At 64.5% G+C, this 15,136-nt stretch carries 16 protein-coding genes; 5 read left to right on the top strand and 11 right to left on the bottom strand.

The features are described from left to right. Positions 1 to 144: 144 nt before the first annotated feature. From U0023_RS16470 to U0023_RS16460, 3 genes are all read right to left on the bottom strand, one after another. Positions 145 to 846, bottom strand: coding sequence for a phosphatidylserine decarboxylase (locus U0023_RS16470; RefSeq protein WP_009489270.1), 702 nt, complete (start codon positions 844 to 846; stop codon positions 145 to 147). Positions 847 to 904: 58 nt separating this feature from the next. After that, positions 905 to 2,818 carry an ABCB family ABC transporter ATP-binding protein/permease gene (locus tag U0023_RS16465; RefSeq protein ID WP_052600443.1) on the bottom strand — a complete coding sequence of 638 codons (1,914 nt, stop codon included), beginning with the start codon at positions 2,816 to 2,818 and terminating at the stop codon, positions 905 to 907. A gap of 104 nt (positions 2,819 to 2,922) precedes the next feature. Beyond that, positions 2,923 to 4,218 (bottom strand): LysM peptidoglycan-binding domain-containing protein, encoded by a 1,296-nt coding sequence (locus U0023_RS16460; RefSeq protein ID WP_009489267.1) that lies wholly within the window; start codon positions 4,216 to 4,218, stop codon positions 2,923 to 2,925. 136 nt (positions 4,219 to 4,354) lie between these two features. Between U0023_RS16460 and U0023_RS16455 the strand changes: the two genes are divergently transcribed. Further along, positions 4,355 to 4,954, top strand: a complete 600-nt coding sequence (locus U0023_RS16455) for an LOG family protein (RefSeq protein WP_040637975.1) — start codon at positions 4,355 to 4,357, stop codon at positions 4,952 to 4,954. On the opposite strand, the gene U0023_RS16450 is transcribed toward U0023_RS16455, so the two are convergent. After that, the gene (locus U0023_RS16450; protein WP_052600432.1) at positions 4,951 to 5,607 is read right to left on the bottom strand and encodes a hypothetical protein; all 657 of its coding nucleotides are present in this window, start codon (positions 5,605 to 5,607) and stop codon (positions 4,951 to 4,953) included. The genes U0023_RS16455 and U0023_RS16450 overlap by 4 nt on opposite strands. 204 nt (positions 5,608 to 5,811) lie before the next feature. Next, the gene (locus U0023_RS16445; protein ID WP_009489263.1) at positions 5,812 to 6,261 is read right to left on the bottom strand and encodes a DMT family transporter; all 450 of its coding nucleotides are present in this window, start codon (positions 6,259 to 6,261) and stop codon (positions 5,812 to 5,814) included. A gap of 204 nt (positions 6,262 to 6,465) precedes the next feature. On the opposite strand from U0023_RS16445, the gene U0023_RS16440 reads away from it, so the two are divergent. Next, positions 6,466 to 6,819, top strand: a complete 354-nt coding sequence (locus U0023_RS16440; protein ID WP_009489262.1) for a BA14K family protein — start codon at positions 6,466 to 6,468, stop codon at positions 6,817 to 6,819. Positions 6,820 to 6,854: 35 nt separating this feature from the next. Here the strand turns inward: U0023_RS16440 and cimA are convergent, their stop codons facing one another. The 3 genes from cimA to cysS all read right to left on the bottom strand — a co-directional run bounded on the left by cimA (position 6,855) and on the right by cysS (position 10,577). Continuing rightward, entirely contained in the window at positions 6,855 to 8,450 is a 1,596-nt protein-coding gene (cimA, locus tag U0023_RS16435; protein ID WP_009489261.1) for a citramalate synthase, read from the bottom strand. Further along, positions 8,447 to 8,956, bottom strand: coding sequence for a GNAT family N-acetyltransferase (locus U0023_RS16430; RefSeq protein WP_009489260.1), 510 nt, complete (start codon positions 8,954 to 8,956; stop codon positions 8,447 to 8,449). Before U0023_RS16430 ends, cimA begins: the two co-directional genes overlap by 4 nt. A gap of 151 nt (positions 8,957 to 9,107) precedes the next feature. Beyond that, positions 9,108 to 10,577, bottom strand: a complete 1,470-nt coding sequence (cysS, locus tag U0023_RS16425; protein WP_009489259.1) for a cysteine--tRNA ligase — start codon at positions 10,575 to 10,577, stop codon at positions 9,108 to 9,110. A 293-nt stretch (positions 10,578 to 10,870) separates the two neighbouring features. Between cysS and U0023_RS16420 the strand changes: the two genes are divergently transcribed. After that, entirely contained in the window at positions 10,871 to 11,194 is a 324-nt protein-coding gene (locus U0023_RS16420; protein WP_009489258.1) for a hypothetical protein, read from the top strand. On the opposite strand, the gene U0023_RS16415 is transcribed toward U0023_RS16420, so the two are convergent. After that, entirely contained in the window at positions 11,191 to 12,081 is an 891-nt protein-coding gene (locus tag U0023_RS16415) for a LysR family transcriptional regulator ArgP (protein WP_009489257.1), read from the bottom strand. The two genes, U0023_RS16420 and U0023_RS16415, sit on opposite strands and share 4 nt — an antisense overlap. Positions 12,082 to 12,175: 94 nt before the next feature. Here U0023_RS16415 and U0023_RS16410 point away from each other — a divergent pair, with 94 nt between their 5' ends. Then, positions 12,176 to 12,787, top strand: a complete 612-nt coding sequence (locus U0023_RS16410; protein WP_009489256.1) for a LysE/ArgO family amino acid transporter — start codon at positions 12,176 to 12,178, stop codon at positions 12,785 to 12,787. 41 nt (positions 12,788 to 12,828) lie between these two features. Here the strand turns inward: U0023_RS16410 and U0023_RS16405 are convergent, their stop codons facing one another. Further along, positions 12,829 to 13,332: a CreA family protein gene (locus tag U0023_RS16405; protein WP_009489255.1), complete on the bottom strand. Its 504-nt coding sequence runs from the start codon at positions 13,330 to 13,332 to the stop codon at positions 12,829 to 12,831. 63 nt (positions 13,333 to 13,395) lie between these two features. Beyond that, positions 13,396 to 13,779 carry a VOC family protein gene (locus tag U0023_RS16400; RefSeq protein ID WP_009489254.1) on the bottom strand — a complete coding sequence of 128 codons (384 nt, stop codon included), beginning with the start codon at positions 13,777 to 13,779 and terminating at the stop codon, positions 13,396 to 13,398. A gap of 158 nt (positions 13,780 to 13,937) precedes the next feature. Here U0023_RS16400 and U0023_RS16395 point away from each other — a divergent pair, with 158 nt between their 5' ends. Continuing rightward, positions 13,938 to 15,062 (top strand): DUF2865 domain-containing protein, encoded by a 1,125-nt coding sequence (locus U0023_RS16395; protein ID WP_052600431.1) that lies wholly within the window; start codon positions 13,938 to 13,940, stop codon positions 15,060 to 15,062. Positions 15,063 to 15,136 lie beyond the last annotated feature (74 nt).

Raw genomic sequence — 15,136 nt, 5'->3', positions numbered from 1 at the left:
TTGGGCCCTATGCTAGAGCAGCCAGCCCGAGCCGCAAGCAGAGCTGGGCCGTTTGCGCGTGATGAGAGAAGCCCGAACCCCGTGGACGGTTCCATCCCAAGGCCTCACCGGGAAGGCATTCTCCCCGGCGGGCGACAGGGAGCATCAGCCCACGCGGTACTGGCGCGCAGGCTCGTTGGCGGTCAGGTCGGCCAGGACCGTCTCGCCGGCCACGGCCGTCTGTCCGAGGCCCACGAGAACCTGGGCGTTGAGGGGCACGAAAATGTCGAGGCGCGAGCCGAACCGGATCAGGCCGAAGCGTTCGCCGGTGCTCAGATGCTCACCGACCTTCACGAAGGACACGATGCGCCGGGCCACGAGGCCAGCGATCTGCACCACGCCGACCTTGGTGCCCGCCGTCTCGATCACGAGGGCATTGCGCTCGTTGTCCTCGCTCGCCTTGTCCAGCTCCGCGTTGAGGAAGAGGCCCGGCGTATAGAGGATCTGCAAGATCCGGCCCGTGACCGGCGAGCGGTTCACGTGGCAGTCGAACACGTTCATGAAGACCGAGATGCGGGTCATCGGCTCGGGCGGCAGGTCGAGTTCGGCCGGCGGCACGGCGGTCGTGATGAGGTTTACCCTGCCGTCGGCCGGGGAAACCACGAGCCCCTCCCGGATCGGCGTCACGCGCGGAGGATCGCGGAAGAAGTAGCAGACCCATACGGTCAGGATCGCACCGATCCAGCCCAGCGGCGACCAGAGCCACGCCAGAACGATCGTCGCAAACAGCGCGATCAGGATGAAGGGATAGCCCTCCTTGTGGATCGGCACGAAGATGCGGCGCATCGATTCCAGGATATCGGTCATCGTTTCTCAAGCCTTAAGAGCATTCGTCTGGGGGGATGGCAGGCGAAAGAGCTTTTTGTCAACCTGCCACGCTCTCGGGGCTGCGCTCTTCCTCCTCGGTCCGCTTGAGGGTTTCGCGGGCCTGATCCGCCTCGCGCTGGCGGTTCCACATGGCGGCATAGACCCCGCCATGGCTCAGGAGGCTCGCATGGTCGCCTCGCTCGACCACCCGGCCCTGGTCGAGAACGATGATCTCGTCGGCTCCGATGACTGTGGACAACCGGTGAGCGATCACCAGGGTGGTCCGCCCCCGGCTGACGCGGTCGAGGGCGTCCTGGATTTCCTTTTCCGTGAAGGTGTCGAGGGCCGAGGTCGCCTCGTCGAGCACCAGGATCGGAGGAGCTTTGAGGATCGTGCGGGCGATGGCCACGCGCTGCTTCTCGCCCCCTGAAAGCTTCAGGCCGCGCTCGCCCACGGGCGTGTCGTAGCCTTCCGGAAGCAGCCCGATGAAGCGATCGATCTGGGCAAGCCGTGCGGCCTCCCTCACCTCCTCCGGGGTCGCATCCCAGCGACCGTACTGGATGTTGTACCCGATGGTGTCGTTGAACAGCACCGTGTCCTGCGGAACCATGCCGATGACCTTCCGCAAGGAGGCCTGCTGGACCTCGGCGACGTTCTGACCGTCGATGAGGATGCGCCCGCTGGTGGGCTCGTAGAAGCGGAACAGGAGGCGAGAGATGGTCGATTTGCCCGCGCCCGAAGGACCGACGATCGCCACCGTATGGCCCGCCGGCACCTCGAAGCTCACGCCTTTCAGGATGGGACGCTCGGGAATGTAGGAGAAGTGCACGTCCTCGAAGCGCACGACGCCCTCGGCCACCTGGAGCGGCTTGGCACTGGGTTTGTCCTGGATTTCGGGATTGCGCTCGATGATCGCGAACATGTCGTCGATGTCGATGAGGGCCTGTTTGATCTCACGATAGAGCATGCCCATGAAGTTCAGCGGGATATAGAGCTGCACCAGCATGGCGTTGACGAGGACGAAGCTGCCGATGGAGGCGCGTCCCGCCATGATGTCCCGCGCCGCAAGAACCATGACGATGGCCATGCCGATGGAGAAGATCACGGCCTGGCCGGCATTGAGCACGGCAAGCGACGTATAGGTCTGGGTGGAGGCCTTCTCGTAGCGCTCCATGGAGCGGTCGTAGCGGGCGGTCTCCCGCTGCTCGGCGCCGAAATACTTCACCGTTTCGTAGTTGAGAAGGGAGTCGACCGCCTTGGTGTTCGCATCCGTGTCGGAATCGTTCATCTGCTTGCGGATCGAGATACGCCACTGGGTCGCCTTGTAGGTATAGGCGAGATAGACGACGACCATCACGAAGACGACGGCGGAATAGATCCAGTTGAACTCCCAGGCGAGCAATCCCAGCACGAGGATGAATTCGAGGATCGTCGGGACGAGGGTGAGCACCACGAGGCGCGACAGCTCCTCGATGCCCTCGCGGCCGCGCTCCAGGACGCGGGTCAGGCCGCCGGTCTTGCGCTCCAGGTGGAAGCGCAGGGACAGTCGGTGCATGTGCTCGAAGGCCTGCAACGCGAGATTGCGCACCGCGTGCATGGCGACCTTGGCGAAGAGACCGTCGCGCATCTGGGTCAGCACCGCCATGAGGATGCGCGTGACGCCATAGATCGCGGTCAGCAGGATCGGCGCCTTCCAGAGCCAGGAGCCCGAGGTGGCGGCCGCCTCGGCCCCCTGGCCGGCGCTGCCCGTCACCGCCACGAGAGCGTCCGTCGCCCATTTGAAGGCGAACGGCGTGACCATGGTGACGCCCTTCGCCACCAGGAGGAGGCCGAAGGCCAGGAAGACCCGTCGCTGGAGATCGGGCCTGCCGTGGGGCCAGAGATAGGGCCAGAGTTTCGTCCAGGTGGCCGCCAAGCCGCTAGGCTTTGGCGCAGCAGCGCTCGTCGTCGGGACGGCGGTGGAGGGGGGCATACGCGAGAATCCAATCGAAATGTCGGACCCGATATAGGCGATCATCAGGATGAATTCACCCCGAGTCTGTCATTGTTCCAGCTTATGTAGCCTGCAAGGAAGCTTCAGTTGCTGTTCGGGCCCTGATCGCCCGGCAGGACGAAAACCTGCCCGGGATAGATCAGGTTGGGATTCCTGATCTGCTCCTGGTTCGCACCGTAAATGACCGTATAGCGCAGGCCCTTGCCGTAGATCCTCTGGCTGATGCGCCAGAGGTTGTCGCCCCGCGACACGATGGTGGTGTTGATGTTCGGGACCACGACCGTGCCGATGCCGGCTATCTGGCCGTCAGGCAGGGCGGAAGCCACCTCGCGCGAGGGCTGCGTCCGGGCGGACGGCTGGGCCGGTGCCGGGGCCTGAGGCTGGCCCGAAGCCACTTGGACCGGCACGTTGAAGCCGACTTCCGCCCGTGACCGGACCTGCCCGGAGACCGGATCCACGTCGTCGAGCCGGATCCGGTAATCGCCGGGCTTCACGCCGCTGCCGATCGCGAAGGAGACCTTGCCGTCGCCACCGGCGCCGCCCGGAGCGATGAAGCTTTCGTTGAGGTAAAGGCGCACGGTCGCGCCCGGGGCCGACTGGCCGGACACGAAGAGCTTCCCCTCCTCAGCCTCGACGGTCACGATCTTGATCTCGGGCCGCGGAGCCGGCTGTCCGATAGCCGCCGGTGGCGCGGGCGCAGCCGGCGCAACGCTGGCCTGCTGCTGCGGCGCCGGTTGATCGGGTTGCGGCGCGGCCGCAGGAGCTTCGGCCGTCTTCGCTTCAGGCTTGGGCTCCTCGGCCACCTTTGCCGGCGGTTCGGGGTTGGACAGAATCACCGTCGGCTTGTCCGGAGCTGTCAGGGTGACGAGCGGCCGCGTCTTGGCATCGGTGATGACGACCGTCACGCTCTGAGCCGAGCGCTGGCGGGTGCCGTCCGGCGCGATGGATTGCAGCGCCACCAGATGAGACCCCGGCGGCAGGGGCGGCGGCACGATGGCGAAAAGCCCCGAGGCGTCGGCCGCGGCGCGGGCGTGAACCTGATCGCCTCGCAGCAGCTCGATGGTGGCCCCAGGGGCAGCGCGCCCCGCGATCACGCTCTCGCCATCCGGCTCGACCCGCACGAGATCGAAGGAGGGCGCGACCGGTCCATCCTTGGGCTTCGTGGCAGGAGTCTCGCCCGGAACGGGCGGCTTGGCCGCAGCCTGCTGGCCGGGAGATGCCTGGAATGCGGGGGATTGCTGGGCCGGCATGGCCGCCTGAGGAGAATCCGACCGCCCGGTCCAGGACCAGTAAAGCACCCCGAGAAGAACTGCGACAACGGCTGCAGAAGCGACGCCGAGCAACGCAATTGTACCTTTTATTTCCTTCGGTTCCGCCATGGTGCTTTTCTCGAACGCGGCACTTTCGTGCATTTAAACCGTTTATCTTTCAAAAGGCTACGGCCATAAAGGACAATTAATGCGTCACGACTCAGCGCGGGAGGCTCCCCGCCTCTCCAGAATAGACATGTCATCTATCAGACCGATCAAATCCATTTGCGTTTATTGCGGCTCCGGTTTCGGAGATGATCCCGTTTTCGCCGAGAATGCGGCCGTATTGGGCCGCTCGATGGCCGAGCAGGGCATCAATCTCGTCTATGGCGGCGGGAATGTGGGCCTCATGGGCACGGTGGCCCAATCCGTGCTCGACCACGGCGGTTATGTCACAGGGATCATCCCTGACTTTCTCAAGTCCCGCGAGAAGCTGCTCGACGATGTCCAGGAAACCATCGTCGTGCCGGACATGCACACCCGCAAGCGCTTGATGTTCGAGAAGGCCGATGCCTTCGTGGCCCTGCCCGGTGGCATCGGGACCCTCGAAGAGCTCGTCGAGCAGATGACCTGGTCTCAGCTCGGCCAGCATACGAAGCCGATCCTGATGCTGAGCACCAAGGGCTTCTGGAAGCCTCTGCTCACCCTGATCGCCCATATGCGCGAGCAGGGCTTCATCCGCCCGGGCCTCGAACTCAATTATCTGGTGGCCGAGCGGGTGGAAGAGGTCATTCCCATGCTCGAGAACGCCGCGAGGCGGGTCGGCGTCGTCAGCAACGAGGACGTCATCGAGTCCCGGTTTTAGGGGCGGCTCCCTTCGATGTCGGCGGCCAGCTTATGTCCTGAAACACGGACCAGCATCCCCTTCCTGAGTTCGTAGACCACGGACCCGTTGATCCTGGAGCGGTTCGCACGCTTGCCGACGTAGCGCACGATGAGCCGCCCGCCCTGCGTCCGCCAGTACGCAGCGACATCCCGGCACGGGCCGTCACGCGCGCCGCAATCGGAGTCGCCGGAGGAAATCCCGTTTTCCGGACCGATGGGCTTCATGCGACCGTTCAGGATCAGAAAGGGAGTCAGGACGCTGGAGCTGTAGCCTTGGAATGTGCCTCCGCCCTCGACCATGATCCCGTCATGAGACCCAAGGCGCAACGGATTGATCGACATCAGGTCTCCGAACGTGCCGGCTTCGGTAAAGCCGTCATGCCGTCCAGCAAGTTTCAATCTGCTTCCATCGCGCTGCAGAAAGACGGCGCTCACAGACGCGCCACATCCGTGGCACGCTTCTCCAGGCTCCCCGGCGAGCAGGAGCAGGACCATGAACGTATCGTAGGACAAAAGCGTGTAAGGAGAAACGCAGGGCGGAAGGTTCGATCCTTCCCGATTGTAATCCACCTTCGCAGAGGGATGGGCCACCTCAAGGGCCTGCCACAGCACCAGGTCATTCTCCACGTTCACTGACCAGTTCGGGCACAGCGGAGGGTCCGATGTCTCCTCGTCTGCACAAGAAACCTGGACCCCGGCGCGAAGGAGAAGGGCTGATAGAACGAAGACCTTGAGCATCGAACAACCCCGCCATCCTCTGCGGATGGTTTCCGAACGAAGTGGGCGAATACCAGCACGGGCATTCTGCAGATTCGCGATTATATCTCTTTTTATGCTCTAGCTTGTGCGCGACAGCACGAGCCCGCCCAGGATCATGCCCGCCGCAACGAGCCTTTGCCAGGTGATCGCCTGAATGGGAAGGCCGAAAGCACCTACCGCGTCGAGGACCAGCGCAGCCGCCACCTGGCCGAAGACGAGGGCCGCCACCGTGCTGACCACGCCGAGCTGGGGCACGCCCCAGATCACGACGGCGACATAGAACGCGCCCAGGAAACCGCCGAGCCAGGACCACCAGGGCGCCGAGGCCATGGCGCTGCCGGACGGCCATGAGCCTCTGGCGGCGCTGACCACCGCCAGGACGACGAAGCCGATCCCGAACGAGATGCAGGCGGCCAGGATCGGATCGCCGAGAGACCGAGCCAGGGCGGCGTTGATCGGGGCCTGGGAGGCAAGGAATACGCCGCCGATAAGGATGCCGAAGAGCGGCAGCAGGATCGAGATGTTCATGGAAATTCCCGCGGGAAGAACGACGGCCTGTGTTTCGCGCCTTCAGAGACAAGTGACGGAAAGTGAAAGATCAGGCTGGCTCTTAAAGAGATTCGTGGGGAACGAATATCGCAAATGTGATTTCCGCCCTCGCATTTGAACCAAACTCGCAGAGCATACTCCTCGCGTGGCAACAGTCTCCGACCACATCAACAGGAGATGTTCATGAAGAAGTCCCTCTTGCTTATTGCGGCCTGCGGCCTCGTATCCGGGTACGTATCTTCAGCCCAAGCCCAGGACGTGAACCTTGACTGTACGACCAATCAAGATGCCTTGACCTATTACTGCAACCATCGGGACCAATTCGGGAAGTCCGGCCCGACAACCACCATGAACCCGTATGACCCCGATGTTCCGGGTGGCGCGGCCCCGATGACGACCGGCAGCGTCGCAGGGACGACGCCGCAAGCAGGACCGGCGCAAGCGCACGCGGCCTATTGCACCCAGCGCTTCCGGACCTACGATCCGGGCTCGAACACATTCATGGGAAGCGACGGCCGTCGGCACGTTTGCCGCTGAAGACAAGGGCGGGAGCTTCGCCAAGCTCCCCACCGTCATAACGATGCCTTGCTCCTCAACAGCTTGTAGACCATCGAGTCCGTCAACGCCTGGAACGAGGCATCGATGATGTTGGCCGACACGCCGATCGTGGTCCAACGCTCGCCGGAGCCGTCCGTGAATTCGATGAGCACGCGCGTCACCGCATCCGAGCCGCCCTGGTAGATGCGGACCTTGTAGTCCACCAGCTCCAGATCCTGGATCAGGTGCTGGTACTTGCCGAGATCCTTGCGCAGCGCGACATCCAGCGCGTTGACAGGGCCGTTGCCTTCTGCGGCGGAGATCAGCACTTCGTCGCCCACTCGAACCTTCACGATGGCTTCCGACGCGGTGACGAGTTCGCCGACAGCGTTGAACCGGCGCTCCACGTTGACCGAGAAACGCTCCACGTCGAAGAAGGCGGGGACTTCGCCGAGCATGCGCTTGACGAGCACGTAGAACGACGCATCCGCACCTTCGAAAGCAAAGCCCTGCGCCTCCTTCCGCTTCACCTCGTCCAGCACGCGCGCGATGCGCGGATCGCCTTTTTCGAGTTCGAAGCCGCAGCGCTTCAACTCGGCGAGAATGTTCGATTGGCCGCCCTGGTCCGACACCAGAACCTTTCGCGCATTGCCGACGACTTCCGGCTCCACGTGCTCGTAGGTGTGCGGATCCTTCAGCACGGCCGAGGCATGAATGCCGGCCTTCGTGGCGAAGGCGCTGGCGCCCACGAAGGGCGCATGGCGGTTCGGCTGCCGGTTGAGGATCTCGTCCACCTGCCGCGAGACATGGGTGAGCCCGCTGAGGGCCTCGTCCGTCACGCCAAGATCGAAACGGGATGCATAACTGTCCTTCAGCTTCAGCGCGCCGATGAGCGTAATGAGATTGGCATTGCCGCAGCGCTCGCCGAGGCCGTTGAGCGTGCCCTGGATGTGGCGCGCGCCCGCTTCCACGGCGGCTAGGGAATTCGCCACCGCGCAGCCGCAATCGTCATGGGCATGGATGCCGATATGCGCGCCCGGCACGACCGACGTCACCGCCGCGACGATCGCGCTCACCTCGCGAGGCAGCGTCCCGCCGTTGGTGTCGCAGAGCACGACCCAGCGCGCGCCGGCCTCATAGGCCGTCTTCACGCAGGACAGGGCGTAATCGGGATTGGCCTTGTAACCGTCGAAGAAATGCTCGCAATCGACGAGGACCTCGCGGCCCCTGGCGCGAGCCGCTTCGACGCTCTCGTGAATGCCGGCGAGGTTTTCCTCCAGCGAGGTCTCGAGGGCCACGCGCACATGATAGTCCCAGGATTTCGCCACGAAACAGATCGCGTCGGCATGCGCCTCGAGCAGGGCCGCGACGCCAGGGTCATTCGAGACGGAACGCCCCGCCCGCTTGGTCATGCCGAAGGCGGTGAACTTCGCATTCTTCGTGCGCTTCTCCGCAAAGAAGGTCGTATCGAGCGGGTTCGCCCCCGGATAGCCGCCCTCCACGTAATCGATCCCGAGCCTGTCGAGCAGAGCGGCAATCGCCTTCTTGTCGTCGAGGGAGAAATCGACGCCCGTGGTCTGCGCCCCGTCGCGCAGGGTCGTGTCGAAGAGGGTGATGCGTTCGCGGCTCATGACGACAATTTCCTGTCTTCCTGCGGCGCCAGGCGCTTTTCCATGGTCGTGGTGGCGAGCCATTCGTCGCCGAGCGGCATCGTGTTGCGGCGCTGCGGCTGGAAGCCCTGCTTCTGGAAGAACGGCAGCGCGTTGTCGCTGACCTCCGCAACGAGACGCGGGGCGCCCCGCGCGCCGGCGAGCTTCTCGACGGCATCGTAGAGCATCGTGCCGATCCCCTGCCCGGCCGCGGCGGGATGCACGTAGAACAGGTCGATCAGCTCGTTGTCCTTGAGCGCGATGAAGCCGACCGGGGAGCCTTCCACGGTCGCGATCAGCGTGAGGCTCTGCGTCAGCCTCTGGGCGAACGCATCGTCCTCGGCGCGCGCGATCCAGGCTTCCTGCTGGCTCTCGCTGTAATCCTCGCCCGTCAGCTCCGCGATGCTCTCCTCGTAGATGTCGACGAGGACCGGCAGGTCCGCCGGCAGGAAGGGACGAAGTCCCGGTTTCGGCATGGCCTGTCCCATCAGCGCGCCCTTCCTGCTTTGACTGTGCAGCACGTTTCACGCATGTCATGGCCGGGCTTGACCCGGCCCTCCCGATTGAAAGAACGCCCCGCCCCTCGGGTCGGGATCACCGGCACAAGACCGGTGATGACGGGCGAGAAAGTCATGACGTTCACCGCGCCACCTCCCAGGTGGTCGTGCCGTCCTTGTTGTCCTTCACGACCACGTTGAGCGCCGCAAGCTCGTCGCGGATGCGGTCGGACTCGGCCCAGTTCTTCGCTGCGCGGGCGTCCTTGCGGGCGGCGATCAGGGCCTCGACCTGTGCGGGGTCGACGCTGAGCGAAGCCTGCTTGCGGGCCTTCCAGGCCTCGGCCCCTTCAAGCAGGAAACCGAGCGCGCGGAGATTCGCGCCGAGCTCCTCGTGGGCCCCCTGCCCGTCGAGGGCATGAAGCTCCGCCAGCATCTTCGGGGTGTTGAGATCATCCGCGAGGGCATCGACGATGTGATCGGACAGATATGCGCTCTCGCCCCGGCCCGCGAACTCGTACCAGCGATCGAGGGTCTTCTGGCTTTCCTCGAGCCCTTTCACCGTCCAGTCGATGGGCTGGCGATAATGGGTGCGCAGCATGTTGAAGCGCAGCACCTCGCCGGGCCAATCCTGCAGGAGTTCGTTGATGGTGAAGAAGTTGCCGAGAGACTTCGACATCTTCTCCCCTTCCACCTGCAGGAAGCCGTTGTGCATCCACACATTGGCCATGCGCGGGGTGTCGAAGGCGCAGCAGCTCTGGGCGATCTCGTTCTCATGGTGCGGGAAGACGAGATCGATGCCGCCGCCATGGATGTCGAAGATCTCGCGCTCCGTCGGGTCGGAGCACGACAGCCGCGTCTCGAAAGCCTGAACCAGGTGCTTCCACGCCATGGCCGAGCACTCGATGTGCCAGCCGGGACGTCCGGGCGTCTCGATGCCGGCGGGCGACGGCCAGGCGGGGTCCTGCGGGCCCGAAGGCTTCCAGAGCACGAAATCCATCGGGTCGCGCTTGTAGGGCGCCACATCCACGCGGGCGCCGGAGAGGAGCTCGTCCAGGGAGCGCTTCGAGAAGGCGCCGTATCGCGGCACGTTCGGCAGCTTCTCCATGGCGGCAACGGAGAAGAGCACGTGCTCCTCGGCCACATAGGCCGCCCCACGGGCGATCAGCCGCTCGATGATCATGCGCATCTCGGCGATGTGCTCGGTGGCTCGGGGCTCGACGAAGCGGGGAGCCCTGGCCGCCTCGTTCACGTCCTCGGGCATGAGCACGCCCAGCGCCCGGATATCGGCGTGGAACTGCTCCTCCGTCTTCTGCGTGACGACGCGGATCGCCTCGTTATGGGGCAGGCCCGGGTAATCCCGGGCCGCGCGGGCGTTAATCTTGTCGTCCACATCGGTGATATTGCGCACATACGTCACGGCTTCCTTACCGTAAACATATCTGAGCAGACGGAAGAGAAGGTCGAAGACGATGATCGGGCGGGCATTGCCGATGTGGGCGTAGTCGTAGACCGTGGGCCCGCAGACGTAGAGGCGCACGTTTGCGGGATCGATCGGGACGAAAGCGTCCTTCGACCGGGTCAGCGTGTTGTAGAGCCTCAAGCTTGCCGCCATGAAACCAAATCCCTGTCAGGCCGCAGGCCGGAGGGTGGTTTCGATCTTGGAATGAGAACGAGACGGCTCCAGCCAGCGAAATGCGCTAGCCGCAAATAATCCCGGAAATGAGGATCGTTGCCGTGTTCATGAAGCCATCAATGCCTTTTCGCCCCTGGGACGTCAAGGTTTCCGATTTGGTAAGCATGTTTTATTTGCACGGCCGCATGAAACGGGTTCCGGCAAAGCGCGTTAGAGCTTTGTTCACGCACACTCGTGGCATAATAGCCCGAGTTCAAACAATGAGGTCTTCGATGCGCCGCGCATTCACCATGCTCGGAATGGGTAGTGTTGTGTTTCTTGCAGCCGCGTCCCTGACGCTGCTCCCCAATGGCACCAAGGCCTCGTCGACCCAAGCGACCTTCATGGTCCCAGCCGCCGACGGCTACGGCGTCGCGGAATGCCTGATTTCAAACCAGGCATGTGGCCAAGTTGTGGCAACCGCTTGGTGCGAGGCACATGGCTACGTCAAGGCGGTGTCGTACCGCCAGATCGCCCCTGACGAGGTGACGGGCGCCATCCAGAAGGCCGCCCTCGCCCCCGAGGAGCGCCCGGTTTCCGTGACCTGCTCCAACTAAGGCGGCATCGGAGACAGCATGGTCCGGGCAGTCGCGACGACCGCCCGGGTCAGATCTCCCAGCAGCGGACCGACGATTCGGCTCTGCTGCCAGAACAGGGGCACCTCCAGCGGATCCGACGGTTCCAAAGCCACCAGGCGACCGGCCCGGATATGCTCCTGAACCATCGATTCCGGGTTCATTCCCCATCCCAGACCCGCCAGGGCGGCATCGACGAAAGCCTGCGACGACGGCAGCCAGTGGACCGGTGGCGTGACGTCGGCGCCGAGGGCCCGCCGGAGCCAGAGCGCCTGGAGCCGGTCCTTCCGGTTGAAGACGAGACACGGCGCATGTGCCGCCGAATGCTCATTCAGCCCATCCGGCAGCCATCGGCCCACGAAGGACGGGCTGGCCGTCGCGAGATACCGCAAAGTGCCCAAAGGGTAGCTGTCGCATCCCTGAACCGGCTTGCCGTGCGAGGTCACGGCGGCCACGACCTCCCCTCGCCTCAGCCACTCGGCGCTGTGGTCCTGATCGTCCACCACGAGGTCGAAGAGGAACCCTGAAGTCTCTGCCATGGCCGGAACGAACCAGGTGGCGAGGCTGTCCGCGTTGACGGCGATGCGCAGGGTGACCGGGCGGCCCTCGGGCTGGAACCCGGGCAGGTTCTGACGCAGGGAGCTCTCGAGAAGCGCAACCAGTTCCACATGCTGGCACAGCCGCTGACCCGCCTCCGTCGCCGTGCAGGGCTGGCCCCGCACCACCAGAATGGCTCCGATTCGCTCCTCCAGAAGCTTGATCCTCTGAGAGACGGCCGATGGCGTGATGTTGAGCTGGTCCGCGGCCCGCTCGAAGCTGCCCGTGCGCACGACAGCCGCAAGGGCGGCAAGGAGACCATAATCCAGCATCGGATTAATTTTTCTAATTCGGACTGAATTGGTTTAACTGCACTAATCCTACGACCGGGTTTATGAGACGTCGACTCCCTCTCGGACCATCGACATGATCTCAACCCTTCTCGCCGGCTTCCTGCTCGGCCTCAGCCTCATTCTTCCCATTGGAGCGCAGAACGCCTTCGTCCTGCGGATCGGACTGCGCGGCGAACATGTCTTTGCCGTCTGCCTGACCTGCGCCCTGTCGGATGCCGTCCTCATATGGGCCGGAGTCTCCGGCTTCGCGCAGTTCAGTGCAAGGGTGCCCTGGGCCGAAACAATCCTGCTCTATGGAGGCGCCGCCTTCCTGCTTGTCTACGGTGCGCGCAGCTTCATGGCCGCGTTCGGGACAGCCTCCTTGCGCCCCTCCGAGGCCGCTCCGGAAAGCCTCGGCCGGGTCGTCCTCACCTGCCTCGCCTTCACCTGGCTCAACCCGCACGTCTACCTGGACACGGTCGTCCTGATCGGCTCGATCTCGACTCAGTTCGAGCAGCACAAGGGAGCCTTCGCCGCGGGCGCCATGCTGGCGTCCTTCGCGTTCTTCTTCTCTCTCGGGTTCGGCGCCCGCCTCCTGAAGCCGTTCTTTGCCCGGCCCGTCACATGGCGGATTCTGGACGTCGCCATCGGACTCATCATGTGGGTGACGGCCGCGAGGCTGCTGCTTGGCGATGGTTCTGCATGACGGCGATCGGCGACGCTCAGCCTTGTCGAGGCGGCGCCTGACTACTTCAGCCACTCCCCGCATTTCGGCGGAGCTTCCGTGCCCCAGGGCATCAGCGGGACAGTCGAGGTGGAGTTCTTGGGCGAGCCCTCGATGGGGCGGTCGGAATAGACCATGTAGACCAGGGTGTTGCGCTTGGCGTCGCAGCCGCGGACGATCTGCATCTTCTTGAAGATCAGGGACCGGCGCTCGCTGAACACCACGTCGCCCTGGCCGAACTTCTGCTTGAACTTCACCGGTCCCACCTGCCGGCAGGACAGGGAGATGTCGGAGACCTCCTCGGCCACGCCGAAGGTGCCGGAAATGCCGCCGCGTTCCGGGGTCGTGTAGTGGCAGGCGACGCCCTCCACCATGGGGTCGTCGAGCCCGTAGACGGCGAGCTTGTCGTCCGGAGTGAGCGCCCGCCAGACCGTGGACTTCTTGAAGATCAGGTCAGGCTCCTGGGCGGCGGCGCCCGTCACGGCAGCCATCGTCACGGCCAGGATCAAAGCAATTCGCGCAAGCATCTTACCAGTCATCTCCCACGGTTACGCTGTCATGTGGGGATGGCCTTGGCCTTTGACGAGGGCTTATTCCCGATGATGGCTGACGACGCAGATCTTGTTGCCGTCGAGGTCGCGGAAATAAGCCCCGTAATAGTTGTCATGATATTGCGGCCGCAGCCCCGGAGCTCCCTCGTCCGTTCCGCCCAGCTCCAGGGCGGCCCCATGGCAGGCATCGACGAGGCTGCGCTTCGAGGCCAGCAGCGCGATCATCGATCCGTTGCCCGGGCTCGGAGCGCGACCGTCGAACGGGCGCACGACCAGGAACTGCGGCCGTCCGCCGGGCAGGCCCCAGCCCACGATGTTCTCGTCCGAAAAGCGCACTTCGAGCCCCAGGGGAGCCAGGACCGCATCGTAGAAGGTTCTCGCCCGGGTGAGGTCATTTGCTCCGATCGTCGTATGGGAGTACATGCGGGATCACTTTTCGGTGTCGCTGTTCCGGTCAAGGCTAGACAGCTTCCCTCGAAGGGGGCAAGGCGTTAATCACAATAGGGTCAAATTCCAGCGGCACATGACCTGCCTGACCCAGGCATTCGATGCCGCAACGGACCGGTTCTGCGATCAGCTCAATGGCAAAGATATCTTTTTTCCGCTCCCTCATCGCCGTGACGGCCTTCCTGGCCGCCGGCCAGGCGGCCTATGCCCAGTCGGCGCAGTGCCAGCGCTTCCAGGCCGAACTCGCGGCCCTGGACCGCACCGGCGGGAGTGCGCCGACCGGCCAGATGCAGGCCCAGCGGATGGAGATCAACCGCCTCGTCGGCTATTACCGCAACATCGGCTGCGAACGCGGCCCGCTCGGCTTCCTGTCGGGTCCGGCGCCGGCCGAATGCGGCCCCATCGCCCAGCAGATCCGCCAGCTCGAGGCCGGCTATGCCCGTCTCGCCTCGCAGGCCGTCGACCAGGGCCAGATCGAGGCACGTCGGCGGCAGCTGCAGGTCGCGGTCCAGCAGACCTGCTCCACCGACCAGCCCCGGGGCTTCTTCGAATCGCTGTTCGGCGCCCCGCGCCAGCCACAGCAGCAGGAAATCATGCCCGAGGGGCAGCCGATCATTGCCGAGGACGCCCCCCACTCCATGGGCGGCGGACGCCTGATCTGCGTGAAGACCTGTGACGGGTCGTTCTTCCCGCTGACCACGCCACCGGGCGGCGGGCAGAGCGCCAACGAGATGTGCCAGTCCCTGTGCCCCGGCACGGAAACCCTCGCCTACGCCTATCCGGGCGGCGATCAGGGCCTCAACCGGGCGGCCTCGCTGTCGTCGAACCAGCCCTATACGTCGCTGCCGAACGCCTTCAAGTTCCGCAAGACCTTCGACGAGAGCTGCGCCTGCAAGAAGCAGGGCGAGAGCTGGGCCGTGGTCCTGCGCAAGGCCGAAAGCATGCTGGAGCAGCGCAAGGGCGACCTGATCGTCACGGCCGAGAAGGCCGAGGAGCTCTCCCGTCCCAAGGTGCAGGCCGCCCGCAAGGCCGCCGACAAGAAGGCCGACGAGGAGACCAAGGAAGCAGCGGAGATCGCCGCCGCCGCCCCGACGGCCAGCAAGGAATCGGCCGGCATCGGCCCGCAATCCATCGAGACCAACGCCGTGGTCGGCCAGGGCGAGGGCTCGAAGCAGGAGGTCGTCGCGGGCAACGGCCAGAAGAAGACCGTGCGCGTGATCGCCCCCAACATCATCCCGGTTCCGCACGCGCAGAACTGATACGCTCCGCGAACGCACCCGCTACGTCATGGCCGGCCCTGTGCCGGCCATTTCGATTTCGCGGAGGGCTGGGC

The sequence above is a fragment of the Microvirga lotononidis genome, assembly GCF_034627025.1.
GTDB classification, from domain to species: Bacteria; Pseudomonadota; Alphaproteobacteria; order Rhizobiales; family Beijerinckiaceae; genus Microvirga; species Microvirga lotononidis.
This window is presented reverse-complemented; position numbering and strand designations above follow the sequence as displayed.